12 protein-coding genes and 1 other RNA gene are annotated in these 14,268 nt (G+C 67.4%); 9 read left to right on the top strand and 4 right to left on the bottom strand.

Features of this window, described 5'->3' with window-relative positions; all coding sequences use genetic code 11:
* Nucleotides 1-71 precede the first annotated feature (71 nt).
* The 7 genes from gatC to rpmG all read left to right on the top strand — a co-directional run bounded on the left by gatC (nt 72) and on the right by rpmG (nt 4,523).
* Nucleotides 72-359, top strand: a complete 288-nt coding sequence (gatC, locus tag JSE7799_RS00005; protein ID WP_055661762.1) for an Asp-tRNA(Asn)/Glu-tRNA(Gln) amidotransferase subunit GatC — start codon at nt 72-74, stop codon at nt 357-359.
* The gene (gene gatA, locus JSE7799_RS00010) at nt 356-1,840 is read left to right on the top strand and encodes an Asp-tRNA(Asn)/Glu-tRNA(Gln) amidotransferase subunit GatA (RefSeq protein WP_055661763.1); all 1,485 of its coding nucleotides are present in this window, start codon (nt 356-358) and stop codon (nt 1,838-1,840) included. The genes gatC and gatA overlap by 4 nt, the downstream gene beginning before the upstream one ends.
* A 26-nt stretch (nt 1,841-1,866) precedes the next feature.
* Complete coding sequence (locus JSE7799_RS00015; protein ID WP_055661764.1) at nt 1,867-2,604, top strand: hypothetical protein; 738 nt, start codon at nt 1,867-1,869, stop codon at nt 2,602-2,604.
* A gap of 3 nt (nt 2,605-2,607) precedes the next feature.
* Nucleotides 2,608-3,273: an N-acetylmuramoyl-L-alanine amidase gene (locus tag JSE7799_RS00020; protein WP_144431491.1), complete on the top strand. Its 666-nt coding sequence runs from the start codon at nt 2,608-2,610 to the stop codon at nt 3,271-3,273.
* Nucleotides 3,274-3,373: 100 nt separating this feature from the next.
* Nucleotides 3,374-3,751: RNase P RNA component class A (gene rnpB, locus JSE7799_RS00195), an RNA gene on the top strand.
* 106 nt (nt 3,752-3,857) lie between these two features.
* The gene (locus JSE7799_RS00025; protein ID WP_055661765.1) at nt 3,858-4,241 is read left to right on the top strand and encodes a hypothetical protein; all 384 of its coding nucleotides are present in this window, start codon (nt 3,858-3,860) and stop codon (nt 4,239-4,241) included.
* A gap of 114 nt (nt 4,242-4,355) precedes the next feature.
* On the top strand, nt 4,356-4,523 hold the full coding sequence (gene rpmG / locus JSE7799_RS00030; protein ID WP_055661766.1) for a 50S ribosomal protein L33: 168 nt from the start codon (nt 4,356-4,358) through the stop codon (nt 4,521-4,523).
* A 119-nt stretch (nt 4,524-4,642) separates the two neighbouring features.
* Here the strand turns inward: rpmG and JSE7799_RS00035 are convergent, their stop codons facing one another.
* Nucleotides 4,643-5,794: a DUF1501 domain-containing protein gene (locus JSE7799_RS00035; protein WP_055661767.1), complete on the bottom strand. Its 1,152-nt coding sequence runs from the start codon at nt 5,792-5,794 to the stop codon at nt 4,643-4,645.
* A 3-nt stretch (nt 5,795-5,797) separates the two neighbouring features.
* Entirely contained in the window at nt 5,798-7,144 is a 1,347-nt protein-coding gene (locus JSE7799_RS00040; RefSeq protein ID WP_055661768.1) for a DUF1800 domain-containing protein, read from the bottom strand.
* A gap of 128 nt (nt 7,145-7,272) precedes the next feature.
* Between JSE7799_RS00040 and JSE7799_RS00045 the strand changes: the two genes are divergently transcribed.
* Complete coding sequence (locus JSE7799_RS00045) at nt 7,273-7,899, top strand: MT-A70 family methyltransferase (protein ID WP_055661769.1); 627 nt, start codon at nt 7,273-7,275, stop codon at nt 7,897-7,899.
* Between the two features lie 198 nt (nt 7,900-8,097).
* Here the strand turns inward: JSE7799_RS00045 and aspS are convergent, their stop codons facing one another.
* Both aspS and JSE7799_RS00055 read right to left on the bottom strand, forming a co-directional pair.
* On the bottom strand, nt 8,098-9,870 hold the full coding sequence (gene aspS, locus JSE7799_RS00050) for an aspartate--tRNA ligase (protein ID WP_055661770.1): 1,773 nt from the start codon (nt 9,868-9,870) through the stop codon (nt 8,098-8,100).
* A 75-nt stretch (nt 9,871-9,945) separates the two neighbouring features.
* On the bottom strand, nt 9,946-10,626 hold the full coding sequence (locus JSE7799_RS00055) for an HAD family hydrolase (RefSeq protein ID WP_055661771.1): 681 nt from the start codon (nt 10,624-10,626) through the stop codon (nt 9,946-9,948).
* Nucleotides 10,627-10,792: 166 nt separating this feature from the next.
* On the opposite strand from JSE7799_RS00055, the gene carB reads away from it, so the two are divergent.
* Nucleotides 10,793-14,128 (top strand): carbamoyl-phosphate synthase large subunit, encoded by a 3,336-nt coding sequence (gene carB, locus JSE7799_RS00060; RefSeq protein ID WP_055661772.1) that lies wholly within the window; start codon nt 10,793-10,795, stop codon nt 14,126-14,128.
* Nucleotides 14,129-14,268 lie beyond the last annotated feature (140 nt).

Consider the following 14,268-nt stretch of genomic DNA (forward strand, 5'->3'; position numbering starts at 1 on the left):
CGAGGGTGCGGCCCGTATTGAACCCGCCCGCACCGGACTATAGACCCCGCGGGAACCGCGACGGAGGCCCCATGTCCATCGATCTCGAAACCGCGCGCCGGGTGGCAAAGCTCGCCCGGATCGCCGTGCCCGACGACCGCCTCGAAGGGCTCGCGGGTGAGTTCAACGCCATTCTCGGCTTCATCGAGCAGCTCGGCGAGGTCGATGTCGAAGGCGTCGAACCCATGGTCTCCGTCACGCCGCAGCGGCTGAAGCGGCGCGAGGATGTGGTCGCCGACGGCAATCAGCAGAAAGCCGTTCTCGCCAATGCGCCCGATGCGCGCGAGGGATTTTTCGCCGTTCCGAAGGTGGTCGAATGAGCCTTACAGATTTGACTATTGCCGAAGCCCGCGACGCGCTGCGCTCTGGCGAAACCACGGCGCAGGCCCTGACCGAGGCGCACCTGCAGGCGGCCGAAGCCTCCGGTGCGCTCAACGCCTTCGTGCACCACACGCCCGACATCGCCCGCGCACAGGCCAAGGCCGCCGACGACCGGATCGCCCGCGGCGACGCGCCCGCGATGTGCGGCATTCCGATCGGCGTGAAGGATCTGTTCTGCACCCGGGGCGTGCCGAGCCAGGCCGGATCGCGCATCCTTCAGGGGTTTCGCCCCGAATATGAGAGCACCGTCACCGACAAGCTCTTCGGCGCCGGGGCGGTCATGCTGGGCAAGCTCAACATGGACGAATTCGCCATGGGCTCGTCGAACGAGACGTCGACCTATGGCGACGTGGTGAACCCGTGGCGCGCGCAGGGTTCCGATGCGAAGCTCACGCCCGGCGGCTCCTCCGGGGGCTCGGCGGCGGCGGTCGCGGCGCGGCTCTGCCTCGGGGCGCTCGGCACCGATACCGGCGGCTCCATCCGGCAGCCGGCGGCCTTCACGGGCACCACGGGGATCAAGCCAACCTACGGACGCTGCTCGCGCTGGGGCATCGTAGCCTTCGCCTCCTCCCTCGACCAGGCGGGGCCGATGACGCGCTCGGTGCGCGACGCGGCGATCATGCTTCAGGCAATGTCCGGCCACGACCCGAAGGATTCGACCTCCGCCGACCTGCCGGTTCCGGACTTCGAGGCGATGCTTACCGGTGACGTGCGCGGCAAGGTCATCGGCATCCCGCGTGAATATCGCATGGACGGCATGCCGGAGGAAATCGACACGCTCTGGCAGCAGGGCATCGATATGCTGCGCGATGCGGGGGCGGAAATCCGCGATATCTCTCTGCCCCACACGAAATACGCCCTGCCCGCCTATTACGTCATCGCGCCCGCCGAGGCGTCGAGCAATCTGGCCCGCTACGACGGGGTCCGGTTCGGCCACCGCGCGAAGTTGAGCCAAGGCGACGGCATAACCGAGATGTACGAGAAGACGCGCGCCGAAGGCTTCGGCGACGAGGTCCAGCGCCGCGTCATGGTCGGCACCTACGTCTTGTCCGCCGGCTTCTACGACGCCTATTACAACCGCGCCCGCAAGGTGCGCACGCTGATCAAGCGCGACTTCGAGACGGTGTTCGCCGAGGGCGTGGACGCAATCCTGACCCCGGCCACGCCCTCCGCCGCCTTCGAACTTGGCGAAATGGCCGATGCCGATCCGATCAAGATGTATCTCAACGACGTCTTCACCGTGACGGTGAACCTCGCCGGCCTGCCCGGCGTTGCCGTTCCGACAGGACAGAACGACGCGGGCCTGCCGATGGGGCTGCAACTTATCGGACGTCCGTTCGAAGAGGGCGCCTTGCTCGACGTTGCACAATCTCTTGAAGAACGCGCGGGCTTCGTGGCCCGGCCGGAGAAATGGTGGTAGGTTCGTCTAAAACGGGTGAGGCTGCGATGCGAACGATGCGAACGATCCTGGCCGCTACGGCGGCGCTCTCCCTCGCCGCCTGCGAACCGCCACTGCCCAACAGCACCATGGCCGGTCCCGTCGTCACGACGCCCGCTCAGGCCGCCGCCGCCCGCGAGGCGCAATTGACCGGCCGCATGACGGAGTTGGAGAATGGGGCGATGCCGCGGCCGAGACCGATCGACACCTCCGGCCCCTCCAGCACGCAGAACGAGGCCGAACGGCTTGCGGAGGAAACCCGCGCCGCCTTGGGCATAGGCGGCACCCCTCCCCCCCTGCCGACCCCGCTCGAAACCAGCCCACCGGAGCTTGACCGCAACAACCCGTCGATCAGTCAGGAACAGGACTTCGCCGCGGTTTCGGCCGAACGCGACATCGAGGCCGATGCCGAGCGCCTGCGCGCCGCACGCGAGCGCTACCGCGTTGTGCGCCCCGAGGAGCTGGAACTGGAGCGTCCGGCGGATACCGGTCCCAACATCTTCGCCTACGCCCTCAACGACGCGCGCCCCGTGGGAACCGAGGGCGCGTTCCGCCGGGGCTTCGGCGCCTCCGCCGGGCGCGCGGAGCAACGTTGCGCCGCCTACACGAGCGAGGACAAGGCGCAGGAGGCCTTCCTCGGCGGCGGCGGCCCCGAGCGCGACCGTCTGGGCCTCGACCCGGATGGCGACGGAAATGCCTGCGGCTGGGATCCGGCGGTGGTGCGAAATTTGGTCCGAAGCCAGTAAATCATGCGGATCACCGAGCGGCCGAGCCCCAATCACGGGCCGCGCAGGGACGGGACCACCCGGCCCGACCTGATCGTCCTGCATTACACCGCGATGCGTGGCGGGCCGGGCCCCGCGATCAAGCGGCTCTGCGATCCCGCAACCGAGGTTTCGTGCCACTACGTCATCGGCGAGGCGGGTGATGTCACGCGGCTCGTCCCCGACCATTTGCGCGCATGGCATGCGGGCGCGGGGCGGTGGCGCGGCCGGGATGACGTAAACTCCCGCTCCATCGGAATCGAATTGTCGAACGATGGGGCCTCGCCCTTTCCCGCACCGCAAATGGATGCGCTGGAAACGCTGCTGGCTGACCTGATCGCGCGCCATGGGATCCTGCCCGTGAACGTTATCGGCCATTCCGACTGCGCCCCCGGCCGCAAGATCGATCCTGGCCCGCGGTTCGATTGGTGCCGCCTCGCACGGGGCGGCCTGTCCGTCTGGCCCGAACGGCGCGCGGGGGACCCGGCCGCATTCCACGATCATGCCCGATCCTTCGGCTACGACGCGGCGGTATCCGACGAGACCCGCCTCGCCGCGTTCCGCCTCCGCTTCCGCCCCGGCGCGGACGGGCCGCCGGACGCCACGGATGCCGCGCTCGCCGCCGATCTCGCCGCACGCTTCCCGGCCTGAAGGTCACGCGGGTAAGGGCGCCGCATCGCGGGCCGCCTTTTGGTCCGACGACATCGCCCGACATTGACGCCCCTGCCCGCGCCGCATACCTCGGCGCTGTGCGGGGGGCCGGGCGGCCGCGGAAGGCGACTTCCGAGGAAAGTCCGGACTCCACGAAGCGACGGTGCCGGGTAACGCCCGGACGGCGAAAGCCGATGGAAAGCGCCACAGAAAACAAACCACCGGGGATCCGTCCCCGGCCAGGGTGAAACGGTGGGGTAAGAGCCCACCGGGGAGGCGGCAACGTCTCCCGCACGGCAAGCCCCACCGGGAGCAATGCCGAATAGGGACCGCGCGCGTCTGCGACGGCGCAGGGACGCTTCGTCCCGGCGGTCCGGGTTGGCAGCTCGAGGCCGCGAAGCAATTCGCGGTCCAGATGAATGGTCGCCACCGAAGGGAACCTTCGGGACAAAATCCGGCTTACAGGCCCCCCGCACATCTCTGAGACGGAACCATTCGGCCCGTAAGGGCTTGTTCTTCTGTACGACTGGTCTCCCGATCGGGTTCGGACGACCGATGTCGAACTGACCGAGGGGGAATCCACGATGCGCGATACGCCGCCGCCACTGACATCCAGCAACCAATCGAAGGCGCTGCCGATGCTCGCCCGCGAGGCGATGGAAGATGGGCTTGGCCGACGGGGGCTCATATTCGACGACGGACGCGTCGCGGCCATGGGCGAGCCGCTTCTGGATCTTCTGGGCTTCGACCGCGACACGGATCTGACGGGCCTGCACATCACGCAACTGTGGAGGCACTGCAACCGTGCCAAGGTGACCGCAGCGGTGCAGGAGGCGCGTCGGCATGGCCGCGCGGAACTCACCCTCGACATGGGCTATATCGACGGCGCGCGGGGTCTGGCTTGCGTGATCCTGACACGGGCCCCGGCCGGCGACCTGCTCTTGCTGCGCGTACGCCCCGCAAACTGACCCGCGATCGACCGAAGCGCGGTTGACACCCGCCCCGCACCGGCTAGAAGGCAACTTCCCGGATTTCACGGGAGGCGCACCCCTCGCGCCCCCGACCGACGCAGGAGACACCCGATGGCGAAGCCCACCACGATCAAGATCCGGCTGAACAGCTCCGCCGGGACCGGCCATTTCTATGTGACCAAGAAGAACGCGCGCACCATGACCGAAAAGATGGTCGTACGGAAGTTCGATCCCGTTGCGCGCAAGCACGTCGAATACAAGGAAGGCAAGATCAAGTAACGATCGCCGACCGCCAGGTTTTTGAAGGGCCGCGCCGGGACATCCCCGCCGCGGCCCTTTCCCGTCAGAGGATGAGAAAGCGTGCTCCTGTCGCTCCCTCCGCCGGAGTTTTCGCAACGTCAGGCCAGCAGCCCCGGATTGGCCCCCATCTCCAGCCCCGGAAACACCACCGACGCGAGAGCCGCGTGCGGCGTCCCGAACAGGCCGTGCAAGGCCCAGGCTGCATAAGCGCGCACATCGCGCGTCGGCATCAGGTCACGCCGATCGAGCAGCGCCGCCTCGCCCAAGCCGGGCCAGTCGCCCCAGACGCGCCCACCCCTCAAGGCTCCGCCCGCCAGGATCATCGTCCCGCCCGTGCCGTGATCCGTTCCCGCCGTGCCATTCTGCGCCGCCGTGCGCCCGAACTCCGTCAGGCAAAGCACCGTCGTCCGGTCCCAGGCAGGCCCCAGATCGGTGCGCAGCCGCAGCAGCCCCTCCGACAGCGATTGGAGACTGCGGGCGATCTGGCGGGGCTGGTTGCGGTGCGAATCCCAGCCGCCGAGCGAAAGCGCCGCGATCCGCGCATCGGCTCGCAATTGCGCGGCGGCAAAGGCGAAAAGCGGCTCCGCCCGCCGCCCTCCCACACCTTCCGTCGACGCAGCGAGACCCAGCGCCACCTCCGCCGCATTCCGGAACAGCGGGTCGTCGTGATAGGCGTGCAGGAGCAGATCCGCCGTCGCCGGGGCAAGGTCGAGCCGCGCATCGGGCGCCCATGCGGCGTGATCGGCGGCACCGCGCAGGATCAGCATCTCATCGCGCCCGACGGCAAAGGCCGTCCTTCCATGCGCCCCCGGCAGCAGCGGCAGCAGCCGGTTCAGCCAGCCGTCGCGACGCGCCAGTGGCGGCACCTCGCCGGCCGTGCCCGCCTCGAGGATGTCCTGCCCGTCGAAATGGCTGCGCTTGCCGCGATAGGGCGTGCTGACCGCCTGCGCAAATCCAAGCTGCCCCGCACGCCAAAGCGGCAGGAGAGGCGCCAGCGCCGGGTGCAGCGCATGAAACCCCGTCAGGTCGATCGCCTCGCCGCCCGCCGGCCCCGCACCGAAGTCAGGGCGCAGACGCGCGAGATTCGGATCGCCGTAAGGGCGCAGCGCGTCAAGCCCGTCCATCGCGCCGCGCAAAATCACGACGACCAGCCGGTTCTCGCCGCCCGTTGCGGCGAAAGTCATCGGCGTCATTGCGGGAAAGGCCGCGGCGGAACAGCCCAGGAGTGACAGAACGCGGCGGCGATCCATGGCCTACCTCCTCTGAAATTCGGGCGCGGAGAGGATCAGGCCGAGCCCCGCCTGCCGGTCCTCGGCCGCCTGCGCGGCGAACCGCGTGCGCGGTCCCGCAAGATCCCCGAGAGCGACGTCGACGAAATCGCGCGGGTCGGGCGCAGGGTCGAGACCGCCGACCCACTGCGCGATCCATTCGAGCCGCGCGGCCAGACCATGCGGCGTGATCCAGGCATCCGCCTCCTCCGGCCAGCCATGCGGCCCCGGCGGGCGCAGCCAGACCTGCCCCATCCGTGCAAGCGGCGTTGTCAGACGGTCGCTCAGAACCTGCGGGCGCGCCTCGATCAATGCCGCCCCCGCACCTGACACGCGCAGGGCGGCCGCCATGAAATCGATCGGCCGGCGCACCTTGCGCAATTCGGGCGACGCGGCGTCGGGGTGGTCGAGCATGGCCGCGTAGACCTTCATCAGGTCGCCGTCACTGCATCTCCACACTTCGATCATCGCGTCGATCATCGACGGCTCGGGCGTATCGGCCACGAAATGCGTCGCAAGCTTCCGGCTGACATGCCGGGCGGTGGCCGGATGAACCGCCAGATCGTCGAGCACCGCGCGGATCGCGTGCCGGTTGGGCCGCGCCCCGCCATAGCTCCGCCCCAGCACCACCTCCGCACCTGGCTCGACGAAACGAGGGCGGAACGCGAAAGCGCCCTTTCTGTCCACGCCGAGCCCGGTGAGAAGCTCCGCCAGTTCCCGAATGTCCGTCTGACCGTAAGGCGCCCCGATCCCGAGCGTGTGCAATTCCAGCACCTCGCGGGCCAGATTCTCGTTCAAACCCACACCGCCATTGCGCCCGCGCGGAGAATTCGGCCCGGCGGAACGGTCCTGATCGAGAAAGTTCAGCATCGCCGGATGCGCCACCGCCGCATGGAGCAGATCGGCAAAACGTCCCGTCATATGCGGGCGAATCGCATCCTCGTGATAGGCCGTAATCGTGCGTCGCCGAATCCCGTTCGCATCGACGACCGAAAAATGGTCCGCCCAGAACCAGTGCAGCCGCTCCCGCATCCCGTCCCGCGTAACCGCCGCACGGATCAGCGTGCGGGCGAGATCGCGGTGATACTCCGCGTTCAGGCGGTCCCTCAACCGGCGAAACGGCGCTTTTCCGCCCGACTCATCCCGGGCGCGGCGCAGGGCGCGGAACCGTAGCGCACGCGCGACGGCGGCCTCCCACCCATCGATCGGGATCCGGGCCGCGGCCTCGTCGGGACCGGCAAGGCGGGCCAAGACCTCCGCCCCGTCGGCCGGTGGCGAGATCTCGGGCGCGAGGCCCGTGCCGAAGCGAATGGCCGCAAGGGTCGGTGTCATGATCCCCTCATAAGAGATCCCGCGCGCCACTCACAGGGGCACGGGCGATGGCCAGCGAAGATTGCCGGAGGAACGCAGCGCGGCAGGATTTTCGTGACGCTCCGCCTTCCCCTCGCTAGACATGGTCCATGATCAAGGATCCCGCCCAAGACCTGACGCAATTTCTCGGCCGGGACCGCTTCGGCTGCGTGCTGGCCGATCCGCCTTGGCGGTTTACCAACCGAACGGGCAAGGTCGCGCCCGAACACAAGCGGCTGGCGCGGTACCCGACCATGACGCTTGGGGAAATCTGCGCCCTGCCGGTCGCGGATCACCTTGCGGACCGGTCGCATTGCTACATGTGGGTTCCGAACGCGCTTCTGCCTGAAGGGCTTCAGGTTCTGTCGGCTTGGGGGTTCGAGTACAGATCGAACATCGTCTGGCACAAAATCCGAAGGGATGGCGGCTCCGACGGGCGGGGTGTCGGATTCTACTTCCGCAACGTGACGGAGCTTCTGCTGTTCGGCATCCGCGGCAAGAATGTCCGGACCGAGGCGCCCGGCCGGTCACAGGTCAACATGATCCAGACCCGAAAGCGCGAACATTCCCGCAAACCCGACGAGCAATACGACCTGATCGAATCCTGCTCCTGGGGCCCGTATCTGGAGATGTTCGGCCGTGGCGTGCGGCAAGGCTGGACGGTCTGGGGCAATCAGGCGGATGCGGACTGGAAGCCTGACTGGAAGACCTATGCGTATAATTCCGCAGCGGAATGACCGGCCGAGATTGCCCGATGCAGACCCGGACAAACCCGCCCCGGAAATGAAAGCGGGCGGCCAACACGCCGCCCGCACATGACCGTCACCGACGGCGAAGCTTCTTGAACATTTTCCAGATCGCGAAATACTTGATGAGCTTGCGCATGTGAGCCTCCGTTTGGATGATCTGACTCAACGCGCACGCCCGGGCCTGGTTCACTCCTTGGGCATGAGCCGCAGCCCCAATTCCCCCAATTGTCCCGGCAGCGGATCGGACGGGGCGCCCATCATCAAATCCTCGGCACGCTGGTTCATCGGGAACAGGATGACCTCGCGGATGTTCGCCTCATCCGCCAAGAGCATCACGATCCGGTCGATCCCGGCCGCGCAGCCACCATGCGGCGGGGCGCCGTACTGGAACGCCTTGACCATGCCGCCGAACCGCTTGCGCACCTCGCTCTCGTCATAGCCGGCCAGCTCGAATGCCTTGAACATGATCTCGGGGCGGTGGTTCCGGATCGCGCCGGAGACCAGCTCATAGCCGTTGCAGGCGAGGTCGTACTGATAGCCCAGCACATCGAGTGGATCCCCGTCCAGCGCCTCCATCCCGCCCTGCGGCATCGAGAAGGGGTTGTGCGAGAAGTCGATCTTCCCGTCATCGTCACGCTCGTACATCGGGAAATCGACGATCCAGGCGAAGGCGAACCGGTCCTTGTCGGTCAGGCCCAGCTCATCGCCGATGACGACCCGCGCCCGGCCCGCGACGGCCTCGAATTCCGACGCGCGGCCGCCAAGGAAGAACGCCGCATCGCCCATCCCGAGGCCAAGCTGCTGACGGATCGCCTCGGTCCGCTCGGGCCCGATATTCTTGGCGAGGGGGCCTGCGGCTTCCAGACCGTCGTCGCCCTTTCGCCAGAAGATGTATCCCATCCCCGGCAGACCCTGCTCCTGCGCGAACTTGTTCATCCGGTCGCAGAACTTGCGCGAGCCCCCCGTCTGCGCGGGGATGGCACGGATTTCCGTCCCGTCCTTCTCCAGCATGGAGGCGAAGATCGCGAAGCCGGACCCGCGGAAATGCTCCGACACGTCCTCCATCTCGATCGGGTTGCGCAGATCGGGCTTGTCCGTCCCGTATTTCAGCGCCGCATCCCGGTAGGAGATCTGCGGCCAGACGGTATCGACCGCGCGGCCGTCGCCGAATTCCTCGAACAGGCCCGCGACCACCGGCTGGATGGTTTCGAAGACGTCTTCCTGCGAAACGAAGCTCATCTCCATGTCGAGTTGGTAGAAGTCGGTCGGGCTGCGGTCGGCGCGCGGATCCTCGTCGCGGAAGCAGGGCGCGATCTGGAAATACTTGTCGAAGCCCGACACCATAAGAAGCTGCTTGAACTGCTGCGGCGCCTGCGGCAGCGCATAGACCTTGCCGGGATGCAGGCGCGACGGCACGATGAAGTCGCGGGCGCCCTCAGGGCTGCTGGCGGTGATGATCGGGGTCTGGAACTCGTTGAAGCTTTTGGCCCACATCCGCTCGCGGATCGACTTCACCACGTTGGAGCGCAGCACCATGTTGCGCTGCATCGCCTCGCGCCGCAGGTCGAGGAAGCGATAGCGCAGGCGCGTCTCCTCGGGATATTCCTGATCGCCGAATACCATCAGCGGCAACTCGTCCGCCTTCCCGAGAACCTCGATGTCGCGCACGAACACCTCCACCTCGCCGGTGGGGATCTTGGGGTTCACCAATTCCGGATCGCGCGCCTTCACCACACCGTCGATGCGAATGCACCATTCGGCGCGGACCTTCTCGACCTCGGCGAAGACCGGGCTGTCCGGGTCGGCCAGAACCTGCGTCATCCCGTAATGGTCGCGCAGGTCGATGAAGAGGATGCCGCCGTGGTCGCGGATGCGGTGGACCCAGCCGGAAAGGCGGACGGTTTCGCCCACGTCCGCTTTGGTCAAACCGGCGCAGGTATGGGTGCGATAGGCGTGCATGGATGGTCTCCGGGCGGGGTTGTCACGGGTCGGCCCCATGGACACGCCCCCCCGCCCGGTGTCAACCGGATGCCCCTATTCGGCGGCTTGTGACGCGACGCCGCCCTCGAGCAGGGTTCTCGGCTCCAGCCGCTCCACGAGGGGGACGCCCTTTGGGAAGGACCGGTCCCGCGCCGCCGCGCCGGGAAATCCGACCGTCGGCAGACCGGCGGCCAAGGCGGCGGCCGCGCTGTCGGGCGTGTCCTCGATGGCAACCACCTCCGATGCATCCAGCCCGAGGTCGCGCAGCGCGGCGAGGTGGAGATCCGGCGACGGCTTCGCGGGCGCATCCTCCTCCGGACTGCCGACCCAGTCGAAATCCTCCACCCGCAGGTCGAGACCTTGCAGGATCGTGTCGATCTGCCTCTGCCCGGTGCCGGTCACGAAAACGACCGCGACATCCCGCGCACGCGCCTCGTCCATCAATTCCCGCACGCCGGGACGCGCCTCGACCCCCTCGCGGGTGACGATGGCGTCGAAGGCCCGTTCCTGCGAGGCGTCGACGGCGCGCGCGTCGACATCCTCGCCCGCCGCCTCGGCGTAGCGGCGCACGCGCGCCTCCTTGCCCGGATGCCGCAGCATCCGCAGATAGCTCTCCCGGTCCCAGATCCATTCCAGATCGTGTTCCGCGAAAGCTATATTGAAGGCCCGGCGCTGGATTTCGGACGTCTCGGCAAGCGTTCCGATCGTGCCGAAAAAGACGGCTTTGACGGTCATCTGGATACTCCCTTGTCCGTCACCAATCCGGATGCAACGGAAAGACGCGGGCGGGCGTTCCATGGATTCGGTCGATCTTTTCCCATCCGGCGGATCACCGCCACCTTGCGCCCTCCGCCCCCCTTCCCTAGACGACGGCGACTTTGCCGCATGAGGGGGACCGGCCATGCCCAGGCGCACCGACATCAAGTCAATCATGATCATTGGCGCGGGGCCCATCGTCATCGGCCAGGCCTGCGAATTCGACTATTCCGGCGCACAGGCCTGCAAGGCCCTGCGCGAGGAAGGCTACCGCGTCGTCCTGGTCAATTCGAATCCGGCCACGATCATGACCGATCCGGGCCTGGCGGACGCAACCTATATCGAGCCGATCACGCCGGACGTCGTCGCCCGGATCATCGAGAAGGAGCGGCCGGACGCGCTGCTGCCGACGATGGGCGGCCAGACGGGTCTGAACACCGCGCTCGCCCTCGACGATCTGGGCGTCTTGGAGAAATACGGGGTCGAACTGATCGGTGCCAAGCGTGCCGCCATCGAGATGGCGGAAGACCGCAAGCTGTTCCGCGAGGCGATGGACCGGCTGGGCATCGAAAACCCGAAGGCCACGATCGTAGCCGCTCCCAAGCGCGAAAACGGCAAGTTCGACATTGCCGAGGGCATGAAAAGCGCGATGGACGCGCTGGAGCATGTCGGCCTGCCGGCGATCATCCGCCCCGCCTTCACGCTGGGCGGCACCGGCGGCGGCGTGGCCTATAACCGCGCCGATTACGAACGCATCTGCCGCAGTGGCCTCGAAGCCTCTCCCGTGGCCCAGATCCTCGTCGACGAATCTCTTCTGGGCTGGAAGGAGTTCGAGATGGAGGTCGTGCGCGACCGCGCAGACAACGCCATCATCGTCTGCGCCATCGAGAACGTGGACCCGATGGGCGTCCATACCGGTGATTCGATCACCGTCGCGCCGGCGCTGACGCTGACCGACAAGGAATACCAGATCATGCGCACGCACAGCATCAACGTGCTGCGCGAGATCGGCGTCGAGACCGGCGGATCGAACGTGCAATGGGCGGTGAACCCCGAAGACGGCCGCATGGTCGTGATCGAGATGAACCCCCGGGTGTCGCGCTCCTCCGCGCTGGCATCCAAGGCGACGGGCTTCCCGATCGCCAAGATCGCCGCGAAACTGGCCGTGGGCTATACGCTCGACGAGCTCGACAACGACATCACCCGCGTCACCCCGGCCTCGTTCGAGCCCTCCATCGATTACGTCGTCACCAAGATCCCCCGCTTTGCCTTCGAGAAGTTCCCGGGCGCGGAGCCCGATCTGACCACCGCGATGAAATCGGTGGGCGAGGTGATGGCCATCGGCCGGACCTTCCAGGAATCGATGCAGAAGGCGCTCGCGGGTCTCGAGACCGGCCTGACCGGCTTCGACGAGATCGACCTGCCCGACGACCCCGCCGCCATCCGCGCGGCCCTCGGACGCCAGACGCCCGACCGGATCCGCGTCATCGCGCAGGCCATGCGCCAAGGCCTGTCGGATGACGACATCAACGCCATCACCCATTTCGATCCGTGGTTCCTGTCGCGCATCCGCGAGGTCGTCATCCTCGAGAACGAGATCCGCGAAAGCGGCCTGCCCGACGATGCCGAAGGTCTGCGCCGCCTGAAGTCCCACGGCTTCACCGATGCCCGCCTCGCGCACCTGACCGGCCGGACCGAGGATAACGTTCGCCGCACCCGCCTCAACCTCGGCGTGATCGCCCAGTTCAAGCGCATCGACACCTGCGCCGCCGAGTTCGAGGCGCAGACGCCGTACATGTACTCGACCTACGAGACGCCGATCATGATGGACGAGGCGGAATGCGAGAGCCGCCCGACCGATGCGAAGAAGGTCGTGATCCTCGGCGGCGGCCCCAACCGCATCGGCCAGGGGATCGAGTTCGATTATTGCTGCTGTCACGCCTGCTTCGCGCTCAGCGATCAGGGCTACGAGACCATCATGATCAACTGCAATCCGGAGACGGTCTCCACCGATTACGACACCTCCGACCGCCTCTACTTCGAGCCGCTGACCTACGAGCATGTGATGGAGATCCTGCGCGTCGAGCAGGAGAACGGCACGCTCCACGGCGTGATCGTCCAGTTCGGCGGCCAGACGCCGCTCAAGCTCGCCAACGCGCTGCACGATGCAGGGATCCCGATCCTCGGGACCACGCCCGATGCCATCGACCTCGCCGAGGACCGGGAGCGATTCTCGGCGCTCGTCCGCCGGCTCGGCCTGAAGCAGCCCGAAAACGCCATCGCCCATAGCGACGAGGAGGCGCGGCTGCGCGCGGAGGAACTCGGCTTTCCCCTCGTCATCCGCCCCTCCTACGTCCTCGGCGGCCGCGCGATGGAAGTCGTGCGCGATGCCGGTCAGCTCGAGCGCTACATCCGCGACGCCGTCGTCGTGTCGGGCGATTCGCCGGTCCTTCTCGACAGCTACCTGTCGGGCGCGATCGAAGTGGATGTCGATGCGCTGTCCGATGGCGAAGCGGTCCATGTCGCCGGCATCATGCAACATATCGAGGAGGCGGGCGTGCATTCGGGCGATTCCGCCTGCTGCCTGCCGCCGCACACCCTGCCCCGCACGGTCATCGACACGATCCACGAACAGACCGAGGCGCTGGCCCGCGCGCTCGGCGTCGTCGGCCTGATGAACATCCAGTTCGCGGTGAAGGACGGCCCCGACGGGCCGGACGTATACCTGATCGAGGTGAACCCCCGCGCCTCCCGGACCGTGCCGTTCGTCGCCAAGGCCGTCGATTCGGCCATTGCCGCCATCGCCGCGCGCCTGATGGCGGGCGAGAAGCTGTCGACCTTCCCGCTCCGCGAACCCTACGCGGATGACGCCGACGCCGACCACATCCCGATCGGCGACCTGATGACGCTGGGCTCCCCCGACACGCCGTGGTTCTCGGTCAAGGAAGCCGTGCTGCCCTTCGCCCGCTTTCCCGGCGTCGACACGCTGCTCGGCCCCGAGATGCGCTCCACCGGAGAGGTCATGGGCTGGGACCGGTCCTTCGCGCGCGCCTTCCTCAAGGCGCAGATGGGCGCCGGCACCGTCCTGCCCGACGAGGGACAGGTCTTCCTGTCGATCAAGGATACTGACAAGAACGATCAGCTTGTCGAAACGGCCAAGCTCCTCAAGGAGATGGGCTTTGGCATCCTCGCCACTGCCGGCACGGCGCGCTTCCTCGCCGGACACGACGTCGAGACGACGCCCGTGGCCAAGGCCTATGAGGGCGGGCGCACGGTCGTGGACGTGATGAAGGATGGCGGCGTGGCCCTGGTGATGAACACCACCGAGGGCGCGCAGACGGTCGAGGACAGCCGCTCGCTGCGTCGCGTGGCCCTGGCGGATCGCATCCCCTACTTCACCACGCTGGCGGGCGCGCATGCTGCCGCACTGGCCATGAAGGCGCGCGGCGAGGGACCGGTGGAGGTCCGTTCGCTGCAATAGCGCTGCCCGGTCCCGGGTCATGTTTCCGGTCGGCCGGGAACATGACCCGGGATGTTCGCTAGCCCGCGCGACCGCCGCCGGAACCGGATGCCTCCCCGGCCCGCATCCCGGCCAGTGGGTGTTGTGACGCCAAACGTCGC

The sequence above is a fragment of the Jannaschia seosinensis genome (assembly GCF_001408515.1).
In the GTDB taxonomy this organism is placed as follows: domain Bacteria; phylum Pseudomonadota; class Alphaproteobacteria; order Rhodobacterales; family Rhodobacteraceae; genus Jannaschia; species Jannaschia seosinensis.

Bases quoted from the DNA above. Each gene is read 5' to 3' on its own strand.
- gatA (WP_055661763.1), top strand. From the start codon at position 356: ATGAGCCTTACAGATTTGACTATTGCCGAAGCCCGCGACGCGCTGCGC.
- JSE7799_RS00040 (WP_055661768.1), bottom strand. From the start codon at position 7,144: ATGACACCGACCCTTGCGGCCATTCGCTTCGGCACGGGCCTCGCGCCC.
- JSE7799_RS00015 (WP_055661764.1), top strand. From the start codon at position 1,867: ATGCGAACGATGCGAACGATCCTGGCCGCTACGGCGGCGCTCTCCCTC.
- JSE7799_RS00020 (WP_144431491.1), top strand. From the start codon at position 2,608: ATGCGGATCACCGAGCGGCCGAGCCCCAATCACGGGCCGCGCAGGGAC.
- gatC (WP_055661762.1), top strand. From the start codon at position 72: ATGTCCATCGATCTCGAAACCGCGCGCCGGGTGGCAAAGCTCGCCCGG.
- rpmG (WP_055661766.1), top strand. From the start codon at position 4,356: ATGGCGAAGCCCACCACGATCAAGATCCGGCTGAACAGCTCCGCCGGG.
- JSE7799_RS00025 (WP_055661765.1), top strand. From the start codon at position 3,858: ATGCGCGATACGCCGCCGCCACTGACATCCAGCAACCAATCGAAGGCG.
- JSE7799_RS00035 (WP_055661767.1), bottom strand. From the start codon at position 5,794: ATGGATCGCCGCCGCGTTCTGTCACTCCTGGGCTGTTCCGCCGCGGCC.
- carB (WP_055661772.1), top strand. From the start codon at position 10,793: ATGCCCAGGCGCACCGACATCAAGTCAATCATGATCATTGGCGCGGGG.
- aspS (WP_055661770.1), bottom strand. From the start codon at position 9,870: ATGCACGCCTATCGCACCCATACCTGCGCCGGTTTGACCAAAGCGGAC.
- JSE7799_RS00055 (WP_055661771.1), bottom strand. From the start codon at position 10,626: ATGACCGTCAAAGCCGTCTTTTTCGGCACGATCGGAACGCTTGCCGAG.
- JSE7799_RS00045 (WP_055661769.1), top strand. From the start codon at position 7,273: ATGATCAAGGATCCCGCCCAAGACCTGACGCAATTTCTCGGCCGGGAC.